Source organism: Pseudarthrobacter sp. L1SW (genome assembly GCF_020809045.1).
Taxonomy (GTDB): Bacteria; Actinomycetota; Actinomycetes; order Actinomycetales; family Micrococcaceae; genus Arthrobacter.
The window spans coordinates 2,457,167-2,471,652 of the sequence record NZ_CP078079.1; the positions used below are offsets into that span (position 1 = coordinate 2,457,167).

The window sequence follows — 14,486 nt, forward strand, 5'->3', positions numbered from 1 at the left end:
GCCGGCCTGCCGGCCCCTGTCCTGAATCAGGACCAAGCCATTGTAAGCAGACCGGCCAATCATACGTGGCCTTGCCGGGACTCGCCGAAGCGGGGCCGGCGGTACGGTGTTTCCCTGCCGCGGACTAGTCCTCCAGGTCCACTTCACGCACCATTTCGGCGCCGATGCCTGCCTTGATGGCGTCGAGGACCTGCTGCGGCACCGAGCTGTCGATGGTCAGCAGGGCGAGCACCTGGCCGCCCTCGTCAGAGCGTGCTACCTGCATGCCGGCGATGTTGATGTTGTTCATGCCGAGGATGTGGCCGATCGTTCCGATCACGCCGGGGCGGTCGGTGTAGGCCACCACCACCAGGTGTTCGCTGATCGGGATTTCCACCTCGAACCCGTTGATGCCCACCAGTTTCTGGATCTGCTTGGGGCCGGTCAGGGTACCGGCCACGGAGATCTGGCTGCCGTCGCTGAGGGCGCCGCGCAGGGTCAGGACGTTCCGGTAGGACTCGGTCTCCGGGGTGGTGATCAGGCGGACGTTGATGCCCCGCTGCTCGGCGATGACCGGCGCGTTGACGTAGGAGACCTGCTCGGTCACGACGTCGGCGAAGATGCCCTTAAGGGCGGCCAGTTCCAGGACCTTGACGTCGAGGGAGGAGATCTCGCCGGCAACCTCGACGTCGAACTGGGTCAGGGAGTCGTGCGTGAGGGCCGTGAAGATGCGGCCCAGCTTCTCGATCAGCGGGATGCCCGGGCGGACGTCGGGTGCGATGACGCCGCCGGCAACGTTGACGGCGTCGGGAACCAGTTCACCGGCCAGGGCAAGGCGGACCGATTTCGCCACCGAGACGCCGGCCTTTTCCTGGGCTTCGTCCGTGGAGGCGCCGAGGTGCGGGGTGACCACCACGTTGTCCAGCTTGAAGAACGGCAGGTCCGTGCTGGGCTCCTTGGCGAAGACGTCCACGCCGGCACCGGCGATTTCACCGTCCTGCAGCGCCGTGAAGAGGGCTTCCTCGTCCACGAGGCCGCCGCGGGCCACGTTGACTACATAGGCGGTGCTCTTCATCTTCCTGAAGGCGTCCGCGCCCAGCATGCCCACCGTCTCCGGCGTCTTGGGCATGTGGATGGTGATGAAGTCGGCCTGGGCCAGGAGCTCGTCCAGGGTGACCAGCTGGACGCCGAGCTGCGCGGCCCGGGCGGAGGTGATGTAGGGATCGTAGGCAAGGATCTTGGTGTCGAAGCCCTTCAGGCGGGCAGCAACCAGGGCGCCGATCCTGCCGAGGCCGATGATGCCGATCTTCTTTTCGAAGAGTTCGATTCCCGTGTACTTGGAGCGCTTCCACTCGCCGTCCTTCAGGGCGGCGCTGGCCTGCGGGATGTGGCGGGCCAGGCTGAGGATGTGGCCTACCGTGAGCTCAGCTGCCGAGACGATGTTGGACGTGGGCGCGTTCACCACCATGACGCCGGCCTGCGTGGCTGCCTTGATGTCGACGTTGTCCAGGCCCACGCCCGCGCGGGCAATGACCTTCAGGTTCTTGGCAGCGGCAATGGCTTCTGCGTCCACCTGCGTGGCAGAGCGTACCAGGATGGCGTCAACGTCGCCGATGGCAGAGAGCAACTGGGAGCGGTCTGACCCGTCGGTCTGGCGGATCTCGAAGTCCGGGCCCAGGGCCTCAATAGTGGCGGGGGAAAGTTCTTCGGCGAGCAATACTACGGGTTTTGACACGGCTGATCCTCTGCGTTGCAGTCCTGGGGATGAAATCAAGTCTAGGCCGACGGAAAGGCCGGGCTCACATTGTTAAGTGTGAACCCGGCCTCACCGTCGATTTAACTAATGGGGTTGGCAGCAACCGGCCTTAGCGGGCTGCGGAACCTTCCACATAGTCCACGTCCTGCTGCTGCCAGGAGAACAGGGAGCGCAGTTCGCGGCCAACGGCCTCAATGGGGTGCTGCTCTGCCTTGGCACGCAGTTCCTTGAACTCCACGCCGCCGGTGTCCTGGTCCTCGATGAAGCGCTTGGCAAAGGCCCCGGACTGGATGTCGGCCAGGACAGCCTTCATGTTTTCCTTCACCTCCGGGGTGATGACGCGCGGGCCGGAGACGTAGTCGCCGTACTCTGCGGTGTCGGAGACGCTCCAGCGCTGCTTGGCGATGCCGCCTTCCCACATGAGGTCGACGATGAGCTTGAGCTCGTGGAGGACCTCGAAGTAGGCGATCTGCGGCTGGTAGCCGGCTTCGGTCAGGGTTTCGAAACCGTACTGGATCAGCTGGGACACGCCGCCGCAGAGGACAGCCTGCTCGCCGAAGAGGTCCGTTTCGGTCTCTTCGGTGAAGGTGGTCTTGATGACGCCGGCGCGGGTGCCGCCGATGGCCTTGGCGTAGGACTTGGCCAGGTCCCAGGCGGAGCCGGTGGCGTCCTGCTCGACGGCGATGATGTCGGGGATGCCGCGGCCGGCTTCGAATTCGCGGCGCACAGTGTGTCCGGGAGCCTTCGGGGCGACGAGGATGACGTCGACGCCTTCGGGTGCCTGGATGTAGCCGAAGCGGATGTTGAAGCCATGGGCGAAGGCGAGGGCCTTGCCGGGCTTCAGCTTGCCCTTGATGGAGTCGTTGTAGATGGCACGCTGGTGCTGGTCCGGCGCCAGGATCATGATGACGTCGGCCCATTCGGCGGCGTCGGCAACGTTCTTGACCGTGAAGCCGGCGTCCTCTGCCTTGGGTGCGGACTTGGAGCCGTCCTTCAGGGCGATAACAACCTCGACGCCGGAATCGCGCAGGTTGAGCGCGTGGGCGTGGCCCTGGGAACCGTAGCCAACAATGGCAACCTTGCGGCCCTGGATGATCGACAGGTCTGCGTCGTCGTCGTAGAACATTTCAGTCACTTGCGTAACTCCTCTTGAGTGGATTGTAGATAGGTATGTAGTGGTGCGTTCACGGGCGTTGCGTTTGGCCGGGCGGACCGCGGCGAATGTCCTAGGCGGACCGCAGCGCCCTGTCACTCATGGAGCGGGATCCCCGTCCAACGGCCAGGGTGCCGGACTGCACGATTTCGCGGATGCCGAAGGGCTCCAGCACTGAAAGCAGCGCTGCAAGCTTCTCCGGGGTACCGGTTGCCTCTATCACCAACGAGTCTGTGGACACGTCGACGACGGCGGCACGGAACAGGTCTGCGGCCTGGGTAACCTGCAGGCGTGTCGCGGCATCCGCACGTACCTTGACCAGGATGTGGTCTCGCTGTACGGAAGATTCGGAAGTCAGCTCAACGATCTTGATGACGTTGATCAGTTTGTTGAGCTGCTTGGTGACCTGCTCGATGAGGTCGCCGTCGGCGTCGACGACGACGGTCATCCGGGAGATGCCCGGAACCTCGGTGGGGCCAACGGCAAGTGAGTTGATGTTGAAGGCGCGCCGGGCGAAGAGGCTTGCAACCCGGGTCAGGACGCCCGGTTTGTCTTCCACCAGGACGGAAAGTGTGTGGCGGCTCATTGGTCAGTCCTCTTCTTCCCATTCCGGGGTCATGTTGCGGGCAACCTGGATCTGGTCGTTGCTCACGCCGGCGGGCACCATCGGCCACACCATGGAGTTGGGGCTCACCACGAAGTCGATGACCACGGGGCGGTCGTTGATTTCGAGGGCCTTCTGGATGGTGGCGTCGATGTCCTCGTCGCGTTCACAGCGGAACGAGGCGCAGCCGTACGCCTCCCCCAGCTTGACGAAGTCCGGGATGCGGACGGTGTCGTGGCCGGTGTTCAGGTCGGTGTTGGAGTAGCGGCCTTCGTAGAAGAGCGTCTGCCACTGGCGCACCATGCCCAGGGAGGAGTTGTTGATGACGGCAACCTTGATGGGGATCTTGTTGATGGCGCAGGTGGCCAGTTCCTGGTTGGTCATCTGGAAGCAGCCGTCGCCGTCGATGGCCCAGACCACCCGGTCCGGTTCGCCCACCTTGGCGCCCATGGCCGCCGGGACGGCGTAGCCCATGGTGCCGGCGCCGCCGGAGTTCAGCCAGGCGTGCGGGCGCTCGTACTTGATGAACTGTGCCGCCCACATCTGGTGCTGGCCAACGCCTGCAACGTAGATGCCCTCCGGTCCGGTCAGCGCACCGATCCGCTCGATGACCTTCTGCGGTGCGGTCAGCCCGTCGTCCGGCTCGGTCCAGCCCAGGGGGTAGGTTTCCTTCAGGTTGTTCAGGAAGGCCCACCACGTGGTGAGGTCCGGAGTGCCCGACGCCTCGAACTGGGTGCGGACGGCTTCGGTGAGCTCCGGGATGATCTCCTTGACCGAGCCCACGATGGGCACATCGGCGGTGCGGTTCTTGGAGATTTCGGCCGGGTCAATGTCCGCGTGGATGACCTTGGCCATGGGGGCGAACGTCTTCAGCACTCCAGTGACGCGGTCATCAAACCGGGCACCGAGGGTGATGAGCAGGTCGGACTGCTGCAAAGCAGTCACGGCGGAGACGGTGCCGTGCATACCGGGCATTCCCATGTGCTGGGGATGTGAGTCCGGGAAGGCGCCCTTGGCCATCAGCGTGGTGACAACCGGGGCTCCCGTGGCCTCGGCGAGTGCCAGCAGCTCAGCCGAAGCGTGGGCCTTGATGACGCCGCCGCCAACGTACAACACCGGCTTGCTGGCTGCAGCGATCAGCTTGGCGGCTTCGCGGACCTGCTTGTTGTGGCCCCGGGTGACGGGGCGGTAGCCGGGCAGGTCCACGCGGGGCGGCCAGGAGAACGTCATCTGGCCAACCTGGGCGTCCTTGGCCACGTCCACCAGGACGGGACCGGGGCGTCCGGTGGAAGCCAGGTGGAAGGCTTCGGCCATCACGTGCGGGATGTCGTTGGGGTCGGTCACCAGGAAAGAGTGCTTGGTGATGGGCATGGTGATGCCCACGATGTCGGCTTCCTGGAAGGCATCGGTGCCGATCACACCGCTGGACACCTGCCCGGTAATGGCCACCAGGGGAACGGAGTCCATGTGGGCATCCATGATGGCGGTAACGAGGTTGGTGGCACCCGGGCCCGAGGTGGCGATGCACACGCCTACCCGCCCGGTCACCATGGCGTAGCCTTGCGCGGCGTGGCCGGCTCCCTGTTCGTGACGGACCAGCACGTGGTTCATGCTGGAGGCCATCAAGGGGTCGTAGGTGGGCAGGATCGCGCCACCGGGCAAACCGAAAATATCGTCGACGCCGAGTTCTTCGAGCGAGCGGACAATTGCTTGCGAGCCGGTCATCACCGTCGGGGGTACAACGTTGTTCGGCCCAAGGACAGGAGAGACGGCGGCAAGGTCGGCGACGACGGCGGCGTTCTCAACCGTCCGGTCGGCGCGGTCCGGAGCCTTGGCGGCTCCGGCGGACTTGGTGGCCATCAGCGAGGGGCTGATGGGCGATCCTTTGCTCATCGGACTCTTCCTTGTGGATCATCTGTGGTTCGTGGAAACTGCGGAAAATAAAAAAACCCCTCAGCCTGGCGGCTCTTCGAGGGGTTCGCGCGTGACAGTTCGTTGCCGGGGCTAGTGTGCCACGCGCTTGGTAAGGACGACGACTGCATCTGCAACAGCGCAGCTGGTAACGAAAGTCATGCGTTCAGTTTTCCCTCTGGGCGAGATACGTGTCAACGAGCCGTGCCACGATCTCACCATGTGGACCCCATTGTCCACTCTTTGGCGGGTCCCCCCAACTAAGTAGCGCTAAGTGTCGTTCTGAGCCTCCAAAACGACACTTGGCGCTACCTGGTTGGGAGGGCCGCCACCATAGTGCTGCTACCCGCAGTATGCGCCTGTGCTGGCACTGTGCACCAGCTTGGCATACTTGGCCAGCACGCCCTTGGTGTATCTGGCCGGGAGCGGCTCCCAGCCCACCTTGCGGGCTTCGAGCTCAGCCTCGTCCACCAGCAGGTCGAAGCTGCGGGCCGCAATGTCCACGCGGATCCGGTCGCCGTCCTTGACGAAGGCGATTGGCCCGCCGTCGACCGCTTCCGGTGCGACGTGTCCGATGCACAGGCCGGTGGTGCCGCCGGAGAACCGCCCGTCCGTCAGGAGCAGGACGTCCTTGCCGAGGCCTGCGCCCTTGATGGCACCCGTGATGGCCAGCATCTCGCGCATGCCCGGGCCGCCCTTGGGGCCTTCGTAGCGGATGACGACGACGTCTCCGGCCTGGATCTGTCCCTTGTCCAACGCGTCCAGGGCGCCCTGCTCGCGTTCGAAAACGCGGGCGGTGCCTTCAAAGACATCGGCATCGAAGCCTGCGCTCTTCACCACGGCGCCTTCGGGGGCCATGGTGCCGTGCAGGATGGTGATCCCGCCGGTCTTGTGGATCGGGTTGTCCAGGGCACGCAGGATCTTGCCGTCCAAATCCGGCGGGTTGATCGCTGCAAGGTTCTCAGCGACAGTCTTGCCGGTGACGGTGAGGCAGTCCCCGTGCAGCAGGCCGGCGTCGAGCAGTGCGCGCATGATGACCGGCACTCCGCCGATCTTATCGACGTCGGTCATCACGTAGCGGCCGAAGGGCTTCAGGTCGCCCAGGTGCGGGATCTTGTCGCCGATGCGGTTGAAGTCATCCAGGCTAAGCTCAACCTCCGCCTCGCGGGCGATGGCCAGCAGATGGAGCACGGCGTTGGTGGATCCGCCGAACGCCATGGTGACGGCGATGGCGTTTTCGAACGCCTTCTTGGTCATGATGTCGCGGGCCGTGATGCCCTGGCGGAGCAGGTTGACCACAGCTTCGCCTGACTTGCGGGCGAATTCATCACGACGGCGGTCTGCCGAGGGCGGGGCGGCGGAACCTGGCAGGGACATGCCCAGCGCCTCGCCGATGCAGGCCATGGTGTTGGCTGTGTACATGCCGCCGCAGGCGCCTTCGCCGGGGCAGATGGCCTTTTCGATGCGGGTCAGGTCTTCCATGCTCATCTTGCCCGCGGCGCACGCGCCAACAGCCTCGAACGCATCGATGAGGGTGACTTCCTTTTCGGAACCGTCCTCAAGCTTGACCCAGCCAGGCATGATCGAACCGGCGTAGAGGAAAACGCTGGACAGGTCCAGGCGTGCGGCTGCCATGAGCATGCCCGGGAGGGACTTGTCGCAGCCGGCCAGCAATACAGAGCCGTCGATCCGCTCAGCCTGCATCACTGTTTCCACGGAGTCGGCAATGACTTCGCGGGACACCAGGGAGAAGTGCATGCCCTCGTGGCCCATGGAGATGCCGTCGGAAACGGAGATGGTGCCGAACTGCATGGGGAACCCGCCGCCGGCGTGGACGCCTTCCTTGGCACCCTGTGCAAGCCGGTTCAGGGAAAGGTTGCAGGGAGTGATTTCGTTCCAGGAGCTGGCGACGCCGACCTGGGGCTTGGCGAAGTCGTCATCCCCCATGCCGACCGCCCGGAACATGCCACGTGCCGGGGCAGCGTGGATTCCGTCCGTTACCACCCGGCTCCTGGGTTTGATGTCAGGCTTGTTCTCGGTTGCGATCTGGGCGTCACTCATAGGGGAAAGTCTAGGGCTCCTATGGACGCCTGCACGACAGATCCGGGCCGTTCGGGACCAAACGCCTCAATCTTGGCGCCAAATAGTGGACTGCCATCCCACATGGTGAGACAGACGGGCTCGCCTTTCAGCCTGTTGGGCTGGCTCACTGCTTTCTGTTCAGGCCCGCCGCGGAACTTCAGCTACCGCCGTCGATCTGGACAGTCGTGGCCGCCGGACGTAGCGTCAGGAAAAGACACCTTGCCATCCGGACTGAAGGGCCTGCCATGGATTTCGTTTTCTGGATCATTCTGATTGTTGTCATCGTCGGCGTTGTGTGGTGGCTGCTGAACCGCAACAGCGCATCGAAGGCTTCCGGGACGCCCGGGACCGAGGGCACCCGCGCCGATGGAGCGCTTTCGGGCGGAAGCGCCGCTGCCTCCGCCGAAGCAGCCGGAACCACCGGCCTTCCCGGCGCAGCTGGCTTTGGCCGCCCCGCCGAACCCGCCGCCCCGACCACCGCAGAGGAACCCGCAGATACAGCGGCGGCACCCGCTTCCCCGGCAGTATCCAGCCAGGACGAGCGCCGGCGCCAGGATGAGGACGAGTGGGAAACGAAATGGTCCGAAGCCTCGGGGGCGTCGGCCATTGCAGCCGGCGGGGCTCCGCACCGCGGGCCGCAGGTAACTACGGGACAGGAAAGTACTGGACGGGAAGGCTCCCGACAAGAAGGTGCTGGACAGGAAGGCTCCGGACAGGACACTTCCCCGGCGCCGGCAGAGCAGTCCGTAGCCGCGGCGCCGGCATCCAGGCCTGTCCACCACCCTGAATACACAGAGCCGCACGCCCCCACCCTCCCGGGCGCCGAGACGGCGGCGGTGGAGGACACGGACGACGACGGTCCCTCCGGCCGCGCTTCCGCGTCGGCGGGTGCCGTTACCGGGAGCGGCGCCGAAAGCGGCATGGCAAGTGGAACCGCACCTGCGGCTGACGCCGTCGGCCGCCCCGCCCCGGGTAACGCGGCTGCGACGCCGCTGGCCGCCGTCGTTCCAGACAGCGCGCCCGCGGCAGAAACGGCGGACCGCACCCAATCCTCCGCCCTGACTGAAGCCGGGGCCGACCACGCCCAACAGACCGTGGCCGCTGCAACGCCGGAACCCGCGGGACACCTGGCGGCGGACGAGCCCTACGGTGCCGGTTCAGCGGCCGCCGGAGCGGACGGCAGCGGACCTGACGGCTACACGGTGAAGGGTGACGCCGGAACCATGGTCTATTACGAGGAGGGGCACCCCGAATATGAGCAGGCGAGGGCTGAAGTCTGGTTTGAGTCGGCCGCGCATGCCGAAGCCGCGGGCTTCCGGGTTCCCCGACGGAAGCGGCTCCAGTAGCAGAAGCAGCGCTGGTCAGGGACACCCGCGCCTCCGCGGCGCTGCCGCCGGCTTCGCGGCTGCCTGCGTTGCCCTGCTCCTGGCGGGGTGTACCGGCGGGCAGGGCGGGCCCGCCGGAAGTACCACCTTCAAGGGAACGGCGGGCGGGCAGGCGCCGCTAGCCGCGGAACGCCTGGAGCTTCAACTCAACATCCCCTGGGCAGCGGTGTTCCTTCCGGACGGCACGGCCATCATCTCGGAACGCGACACCGCCCTGCTCAAGGCAGTGCCCCCGGGCGGCAAGGCAATTGAGCTCGGCAAGGTGCCGGGGGTAGTGGCCGCAGGGGAGGGCGGCCTGCTCGGGCTTGCCCTCTCCCCCGGATTCGCCTCCGACCGGTACCTGTACGCGTACCTGACCGCACAGGAGGACAACAGGATTGTCCGGCTGGCGCTGGAGGACTCAGGAAACGGGAGGCTCGCCCTCGGCGAACCCCAGGTGATCTTCACCGGAATCCCCAAGGCGACCACCCACAACGGCGGAAGGATCCGCTTCGGCCCCGACGGCTTCCTGTACGTGGGAACCGGCGACTCCCAGCGCAGGAACCAGCCCCAGGACCCTGAAGCACTGGGCGGCAAGATCCTCCGGCTGACCCCCGAGGGCGGACCGGCACCGGGCAATCCTTTCGGCAACGCGGTCTACAGCCTGGGCCACCGGAACGTGCAGGGCCTGGCGTGGGATGGTGCCGGGCGGTTGTGGGCCAGTGAGTTCGGACCCGATGTCAACGACGAACTGAACCTTATTCTGCCCGGGGCAAATTACGGCTGGCCAACGGTGACGGGCGCACCGCACCGCCCCGAATTCCAGGACGCAAAAGTCGTGTGGCCCTCCACCAGCGAATCATCACCCAGTGGGCTGGAAATCGCCGGGTCCACCGCCTACCTCGGGGCGCTCCGGGGGCAGCGGCTGTGGACGGTGCAGCTGGAGGGCGGGGAGGCGGGTAATCCTGTGGCCCATTTCACACGCGAGTTCGGGAGGATCCGCGACGTCGTCAGGACACCTGAGGGCGGATTCTGGCTGCTGACCAACAACGAAAACCCTGATTTTGTGCTGGTTCTGCCCCCTCCCGAGTAATGCCGGTACTGCTGTGGGCGCCGATTTCACATGGGCAAAAAGTTCGTGTAGAGTTTCATGTCGTTGCGGAGATCAACCGGGAAAGAAAAGCCCGGTGATCACAGCAAAAGATGCACCTCTAGCTCAATTGGCAGAGCAATTGACTCTTAATCAATGGGTTCCGGGTTCAAGTCCCGGGGGGTGCACGAATGGGAAAACAGCCTCCTGCTCGCGGAAACGCAAGCAGGGGGCTGTTTTGTTGTGCCTGGACTTCACTATGTGGCTGGCCCAGCCACGGAGCGGCAGCGGGGGGAGCCTGGCAGGGTGCACGCACCCACCCCCCACGGGGAAGAAAAAAGGCGTGGCCGCAGCCCCGGGGGCCGCGGTCACGCCTGCTCGCCGGCGGTCAGGCCGGCAACAGAGTCCTAAGGTGCATTCTCCACCAGCGCGCCGGTGGCGGCGCTGGGGGTGGTGGCAAACTGGCTGGCCAGTTCCCGCACCACGGCCTGGAGCTCCTGCCGCAGCAGGTCAGGATCAATTGAGGCTGAAGCCAGCACCGAGCGTTCCATCTCCACCGCGGCCGTCACCGCTTCCTTGCCCTGCTCGGTAAGGGACACCACGTGGCTCCTGCGGTCCGACGTGCTGCGGACGCGGACGATGTGCCCGTGGGACTCAAGGCGGCTGAGCGTCTTACCCATTGTCTGTGCCTGGACACGAACGTATTGGGCAAGCTGCGCCTGGGTCATGGGGCCTTGCGCATCGAGAACCTCGATGGCAATGACACCCGCGTGGGTGAGGCCGATGGCGCCCAGTTTTTCGTTCCAGGAGTGTTCAACGAGGCGCGCGGCAGTGGACAAGAGGCGCCCCGTGGGCCAGTGATCCATATCAGGCATAGCAGCAAGTATAGCCAAGTGCCGATTAGCACTGGTTCCCGACCCTTACTAGGCTGGTGTGTCCCGCCTGCGACAAGGAGAAAAACAATGGCTGACAGACTCGTAACCGGAGACGACGCGCCCGGTTTCACACTGAAGGACTCTTCCGGCGCGGACGTCAGCCTGTCCGCGCGCCCGGGCCGCCACACCATTGTGTACTTCTACCCCGCCGCAGCAACACCGGGATGCACCAAGGAAGCGTGCGACTTCCGGGACAGCCTTGCCTCCCTCCAGTCGGCCGGTTACGACGTGCTGGGGATCTCCCCCGATCCGGTGGAAAAGCTGGCAAAGTTCGCGGCGAAGGAAGGGCTCACTTTTCCCTTGCTCTCGGACGCGGACCATGCGGTCGCCGAGGCATACGGTGCCTGGGGCGAGAAGAAGAACTACGGCAAGACCTATGAAGGACTGATCCGTTCCACCATCGTGGTGGATCCGGAGGGCAAGGTTGCGCTGGCCCAGTACAACGTCCGGGCCACGGGCCACGTTGCCAAGCTGCGGCGCGACCTGAAACTCGACGCGTGACCATCCGGCGCTGAGCCAAGGCCCTGCCCGGGCGACGCTACAATGGACACTGGCGTCCGCCGTCGCGCCCTATAAACGGGAAACAGCGACCGGAAGCCCTGCGCGAGTGGTGAAATTGGCAGACACGCAGGATTTAGGTTCCTGTGCCTTCGGGCGTGGGGGTTCAAGTCCCCCCTTGCGCACTATGTGGTCCCCCGGCCGTGGCCGGGGGACCACCCTGCTTAACAGTCACGGCACCTGGTTCTTAGTCACGGGACTTGGGCGAACCGACGGCGAATTCGCGGGCCGCCGAAAAACTCCTTGGAATGCACCCATCCGCGTCCCGCCCCCGGCCGAATACCCAGTGAGACACCAGCCAAGGGCAGGTGCCCACCAGCAAGATTCGAACGACGCCGTCAGACAGCACGTCCGCGGCGGGCAGACGCCACAATCCAAGGAGAACCGAAATGCAGACCATCAAGCGCACAACCTTCACCGTCGCAGGCGTTGCAGCAGCAGCTCTGCTCAGCCTGACCGCCTGCGGCGGTTCAGCATCGACGTCCGGCTCCTCCGCTCCCGCGGAGTCGCCGGCCGCAACGAGCATGGCCCCCTCCCCCTCGGCCAGCTCCTCCGCCGCGGCCATGGATCCGGCGGCAAACCTGGTGGGTCCGGGCTGCGCCGGCTACGCCGAACAGGTCCCTTCGGGCGCAGGTTCCGTTGAAGGCATGGCCCTCGATCCGGTGGCCGTAGCAGCGTCCAACAACCCGATCCTGAAGACCCTTACGGCGGCCGTTTCCGGACAGCTGAACCCCAAGGTTGACCTGGTGGACACGCTGAACGGCGGCGAGTTCACTGTGTTCGCGCCGGTGGATGACGCCTTCGCCAAGATTGATGCGGCCACCATTGAAACCCTCAAGACGGACGACGCCCTCCTGAGCAAGATCCTGACCTACCACGTGGTTCCCGGCCAGATCACTCCGGACAAGATCGCCGGCACGCACGCCACGGTCCAGGGCGGTTCCGTCACTGTCACGGGCAGCGGTGACCAGCTGAAGGTTGACGGCGCCAACGTGATCTGCGGCGGCGTCCAGACCAAGAACGCTACGGTCTACCTGATCGACTCGGTACTGATGCCCAAGTAACCACCAGGTGCGGTAATCGTAAGGTGCCGGCATGAACACTGACGCCGGGGGCGGTTCCGAATGGATCGCCCCCGGCTTCGCTGTGGGCCGAGCAAGCCAGGCAGCCCCCGCGGTGGATGGCGGGCCGGGTCCCCTGCCGTGGTTCTGCTGCCGGAACACCCCGCGGCGCCGGGGACCTGCAGGTGGCGTCTACTAGACTGGGCTTCGGCCCGCACGCGGCGGCGCCGGCAAGATCCAGAGGTGATAAACGAGTGCCCAGCAGTACTTCGCGGCGGACAGTCATCAAGACGGGCGCTGTCCTCCTGGCGTTGGGCGTAACCTCCTGCACAGCCGTACCAGCCCCTTCGCCGTCGTCGGGCACGCCCAGCCCAACCGCCGCAGCGGAGCCGGCCGCAACCTTCAATTTTGGGACGGCTGCCCAGCCCCTGGGCCTGGATCCCGCACTGTCCAACGACGTGGAGTCCCAGCGCATCACCCGGCAGATCCTCGAAGGGCTGGTGGGCGTCGACCAGATCACCGGGAAGCCCACACCATTGCTCGCCACGGAGTGGACTGAATCCAACGAAGGCCGTTCCTATACCTTCAAGCTCCGGACGGACGTTGCCTTCCAGGACGGGACCCCGTTCAATGCGGAGGCCGTCTGCTTCAACTTCAACCGCTGGTTCGCCTTCTCCGCGGACCTGAGGCGGCAGGCTCCGGGCGGAGCCTTCAAGGGTGTTTTCAAGGCGCATTCGGACGAGCCGGAGCTCTCCATCTTCAAGAGTTGCACGGCGCTCTCGGCCGACACCGTGAGGATCGACCTTACCCAGCGGTTCACCGCCTTCCTCCAGGCGCTCACCCTGCCGGCCTTTGCCATGGCCTCGCCGGCCGCCCTCGCCGCGGGCACGGCCGATGTCCTCGACCAAAGCCGTGGCGGACAGCCCGTGTCCGCGTTTGGCACCAAGCCGGTGGGTACCGGGCCGTTCAGCCTTTCCTCCTGGGACGAAGGAAGCGTCACGCTGGCCACCAACAAGTCCTACTGGGGCGAACGCGGCCAAATCGCCGCCATCAACTTCCTGGCCTACGACCACCCGCAAGCCAGGCTCCAGGCCCTTCTTGACGGCAAGATCGACGGTTATGACGCCGTGACGGTGGGCAACTTTGACCAGCTGGTCAAGCGCGGAAAGCAGATCGTCCAGCGCGACCCCTTCTCCGTTATGTACGTGGGCATCAACCAGGACGTCCCCGTGCTCCAGAACCAGAAGGTCCGCCAGGCGATCGAAATGGCGATCGACAAGGAGACCCTGATCCGCAGGTTCTTCATCGACAACACGGCCAAGGCCACCCAGTTCGTGCCGCCCAAGATCAGCGGATTCAACAACGAGGCCCCGGAGCTGGGCCACGACCCCGCCAAGGCCAAGGAGTATCTCAAGGAGGGCGGGTACGCCGGCGAGGAACTCAGGTTCTACTACCCCCTGAACGTCACCCGCCCCTACCTGCCCACCCCTGAGAAGGTCTACGCCGAAATCAGCCGCCAGCTCACCGCCGTCGGGTTCAACATCCGGCCGGTTCCGGTGGAGTGGTCCGACGGCTACCTGCAGAAGGTGCAGTCCCCCGGCGACCACGCGCTCCACCTCCTGGGCTGGAACGGCTCCTACTCCGACGCCGATAACTTCGTGGGCCCCCTCTTCGGGGAGAAGAACGGGGAGTTCGGCTACCACGATCCCCAGGTCTTCTCGAAGATCAACCGGGCGCGCGGCCTGCCGGAAGGCAAGGAGCGGGATGAGCAATATCACACCATCAACGCCCAGATCGCGGCGACCGTACCCGCCGTCCCCGTCGCCTTCCCCATCTCCGCCCTGGCCCTGTCCGACCGTGTCCTGAGCTATCCGGCGTCGCCGGTCTTAAATGAAGTTTTCACGAAGGTGCAACTAAAGCCTTGACGGACCGGCCCAATTTCAGTATGTCCGCTGCCCGGGGATATTCTGTGACAGCCAGAGCCGCTGCAATC

The 14,486-nt window shown here is 65.3% G+C and carries 12 protein-coding genes and 2 tRNA genes; 8 read left to right on the top strand and 6 right to left on the bottom strand.

The window, feature by feature from the left end; all coding sequences use genetic code 11:
• Positions 1-124: 124 nt before the first annotated feature.
• The 5 genes from serA to ilvD form a co-directional block, all read right to left on the bottom strand.
• A complete protein-coding gene (serA, locus tag KTR40_RS11340; RefSeq protein ID WP_139029574.1) occupies positions 125-1,714 on the bottom strand; it encodes a phosphoglycerate dehydrogenase in 1,590 nt (529 codons plus the stop codon).
• Between the two features lie 130 nt (positions 1,715-1,844).
• Positions 1,845-2,870: a ketol-acid reductoisomerase gene (gene ilvC / locus KTR40_RS11345; RefSeq protein ID WP_228403788.1), complete on the bottom strand. Its 1,026-nt coding sequence runs from the start codon at positions 2,868-2,870 to the stop codon at positions 1,845-1,847.
• Between the two features lie 91 nt (positions 2,871-2,961).
• Positions 2,962-3,474 carry an acetolactate synthase small subunit gene (gene ilvN, locus KTR40_RS11350; protein ID WP_009356538.1) on the bottom strand — a complete coding sequence of 171 codons (513 nt, stop codon included), beginning with the start codon at positions 3,472-3,474 and terminating at the stop codon, positions 2,962-2,964.
• Between the two features lie 3 nt (positions 3,475-3,477).
• Positions 3,478-5,385, bottom strand: a complete 1,908-nt coding sequence (locus KTR40_RS11355) for an acetolactate synthase large subunit (protein ID WP_228403789.1) — start codon at positions 5,383-5,385, stop codon at positions 3,478-3,480.
• Between the two features lie 360 nt (positions 5,386-5,745).
• Positions 5,746-7,464 carry a dihydroxy-acid dehydratase gene (gene ilvD, locus KTR40_RS11360; protein WP_139029576.1) on the bottom strand — a complete coding sequence of 573 codons (1,719 nt, stop codon included), beginning with the start codon at positions 7,462-7,464 and terminating at the stop codon, positions 5,746-5,748.
• 266 nt (positions 7,465-7,730) lie between these two features.
• Between ilvD and KTR40_RS11365 the strand changes: the two genes are divergently transcribed.
• From KTR40_RS11365 to KTR40_RS11375, 3 genes are all read left to right on the top strand, one after another.
• Complete coding sequence (locus tag KTR40_RS11365) at positions 7,731-8,831, top strand: hypothetical protein (protein ID WP_228403790.1); 1,101 nt, start codon at positions 7,731-7,733, stop codon at positions 8,829-8,831.
• On the top strand, positions 8,782-9,942 hold the full coding sequence (locus KTR40_RS11370) for a PQQ-dependent sugar dehydrogenase (protein ID WP_228403791.1): 1,161 nt from the start codon (positions 8,782-8,784) through the stop codon (positions 9,940-9,942). Before KTR40_RS11365 ends, KTR40_RS11370 begins: the two co-directional genes overlap by 50 nt.
• A 112-nt stretch (positions 9,943-10,054) precedes the next feature.
• Positions 10,055-10,127: transfer RNA gene (locus tag KTR40_RS11375), tRNA-Lys, on the top strand.
• A 219-nt stretch (positions 10,128-10,346) separates the two neighbouring features.
• Here the strand turns inward: KTR40_RS11375 and KTR40_RS11380 are convergent.
• Positions 10,347-10,805, bottom strand: coding sequence for a MarR family winged helix-turn-helix transcriptional regulator (locus KTR40_RS11380; RefSeq protein ID WP_139029775.1), 459 nt, complete (start codon positions 10,803-10,805; stop codon positions 10,347-10,349).
• 96 nt (positions 10,806-10,901) lie between these two features.
• Here KTR40_RS11380 and bcp point away from each other — a divergent pair, with 96 nt between their 5' ends.
• The 5 genes from bcp (at position 10,902) to KTR40_RS11405 (ending at position 14,418) form a co-directional block, all read left to right on the top strand.
• Positions 10,902-11,375: a thioredoxin-dependent thiol peroxidase gene (gene bcp, locus KTR40_RS11385; RefSeq protein WP_228403792.1), complete on the top strand. Its 474-nt coding sequence runs from the start codon at positions 10,902-10,904 to the stop codon at positions 11,373-11,375.
• A gap of 100 nt (positions 11,376-11,475) precedes the next feature.
• Positions 11,476-11,557: transfer RNA gene (locus tag KTR40_RS11390), tRNA-Leu, on the top strand.
• Positions 11,558-11,821: 264 nt separating this feature from the next.
• Complete coding sequence (locus KTR40_RS11395) at positions 11,822-12,496, top strand: fasciclin domain-containing protein (protein ID WP_139029580.1); 675 nt, start codon at positions 11,822-11,824, stop codon at positions 12,494-12,496.
• Between the two features lie 31 nt (positions 12,497-12,527).
• A complete protein-coding gene (locus KTR40_RS11400) occupies positions 12,528-12,692 on the top strand; it encodes a hypothetical protein (RefSeq protein WP_228403795.1) in 165 nt (54 codons plus the stop codon).
• A gap of 55 nt (positions 12,693-12,747) precedes the next feature.
• Positions 12,748-14,418: an ABC transporter substrate-binding protein gene (locus tag KTR40_RS11405; RefSeq protein WP_171059011.1), complete on the top strand. Its 1,671-nt coding sequence runs from the start codon at positions 12,748-12,750 to the stop codon at positions 14,416-14,418.
• The last annotated feature ends 68 nt before the right edge of the window (positions 14,419-14,486 follow it).

Bases quoted from the DNA above. Each gene is read 5' to 3' on its own strand.
- bcp (WP_228403792.1), top strand. From the start codon at position 10,902: ATGGCTGACAGACTCGTAACCGGAGACGACGCGCCCGGTTTCACACTG.
- KTR40_RS11395 (WP_139029580.1), top strand. From the start codon at position 11,822: ATGCAGACCATCAAGCGCACAACCTTCACCGTCGCAGGCGTTGCAGCA.
- ilvD (WP_139029576.1), bottom strand. From the start codon at position 7,464: ATGAGTGACGCCCAGATCGCAACCGAGAACAAGCCTGACATCAAACCC.
- KTR40_RS11355 (WP_228403789.1), bottom strand. From the start codon at position 5,385: ATGAGCAAAGGATCGCCCATCAGCCCCTCGCTGATGGCCACCAAGTCC.
- ilvN (WP_009356538.1), bottom strand. From the start codon at position 3,474: ATGAGCCGCCACACACTTTCCGTCCTGGTGGAAGACAAACCGGGCGTC.
- KTR40_RS11380 (WP_139029775.1), bottom strand. From the start codon at position 10,805: ATGGATCACTGGCCCACGGGGCGCCTCTTGTCCACTGCCGCGCGCCTC.
- KTR40_RS11370 (WP_228403791.1), top strand. From the start codon at position 8,782: ATGCCGAAGCCGCGGGCTTCCGGGTTCCCCGACGGAAGCGGCTCCAGT.
- KTR40_RS11365 (WP_228403790.1), top strand. From the start codon at position 7,731: ATGGATTTCGTTTTCTGGATCATTCTGATTGTTGTCATCGTCGGCGTT.
- KTR40_RS11400 (WP_228403795.1), top strand. From the start codon at position 12,528: ATGAACACTGACGCCGGGGGCGGTTCCGAATGGATCGCCCCCGGCTTC.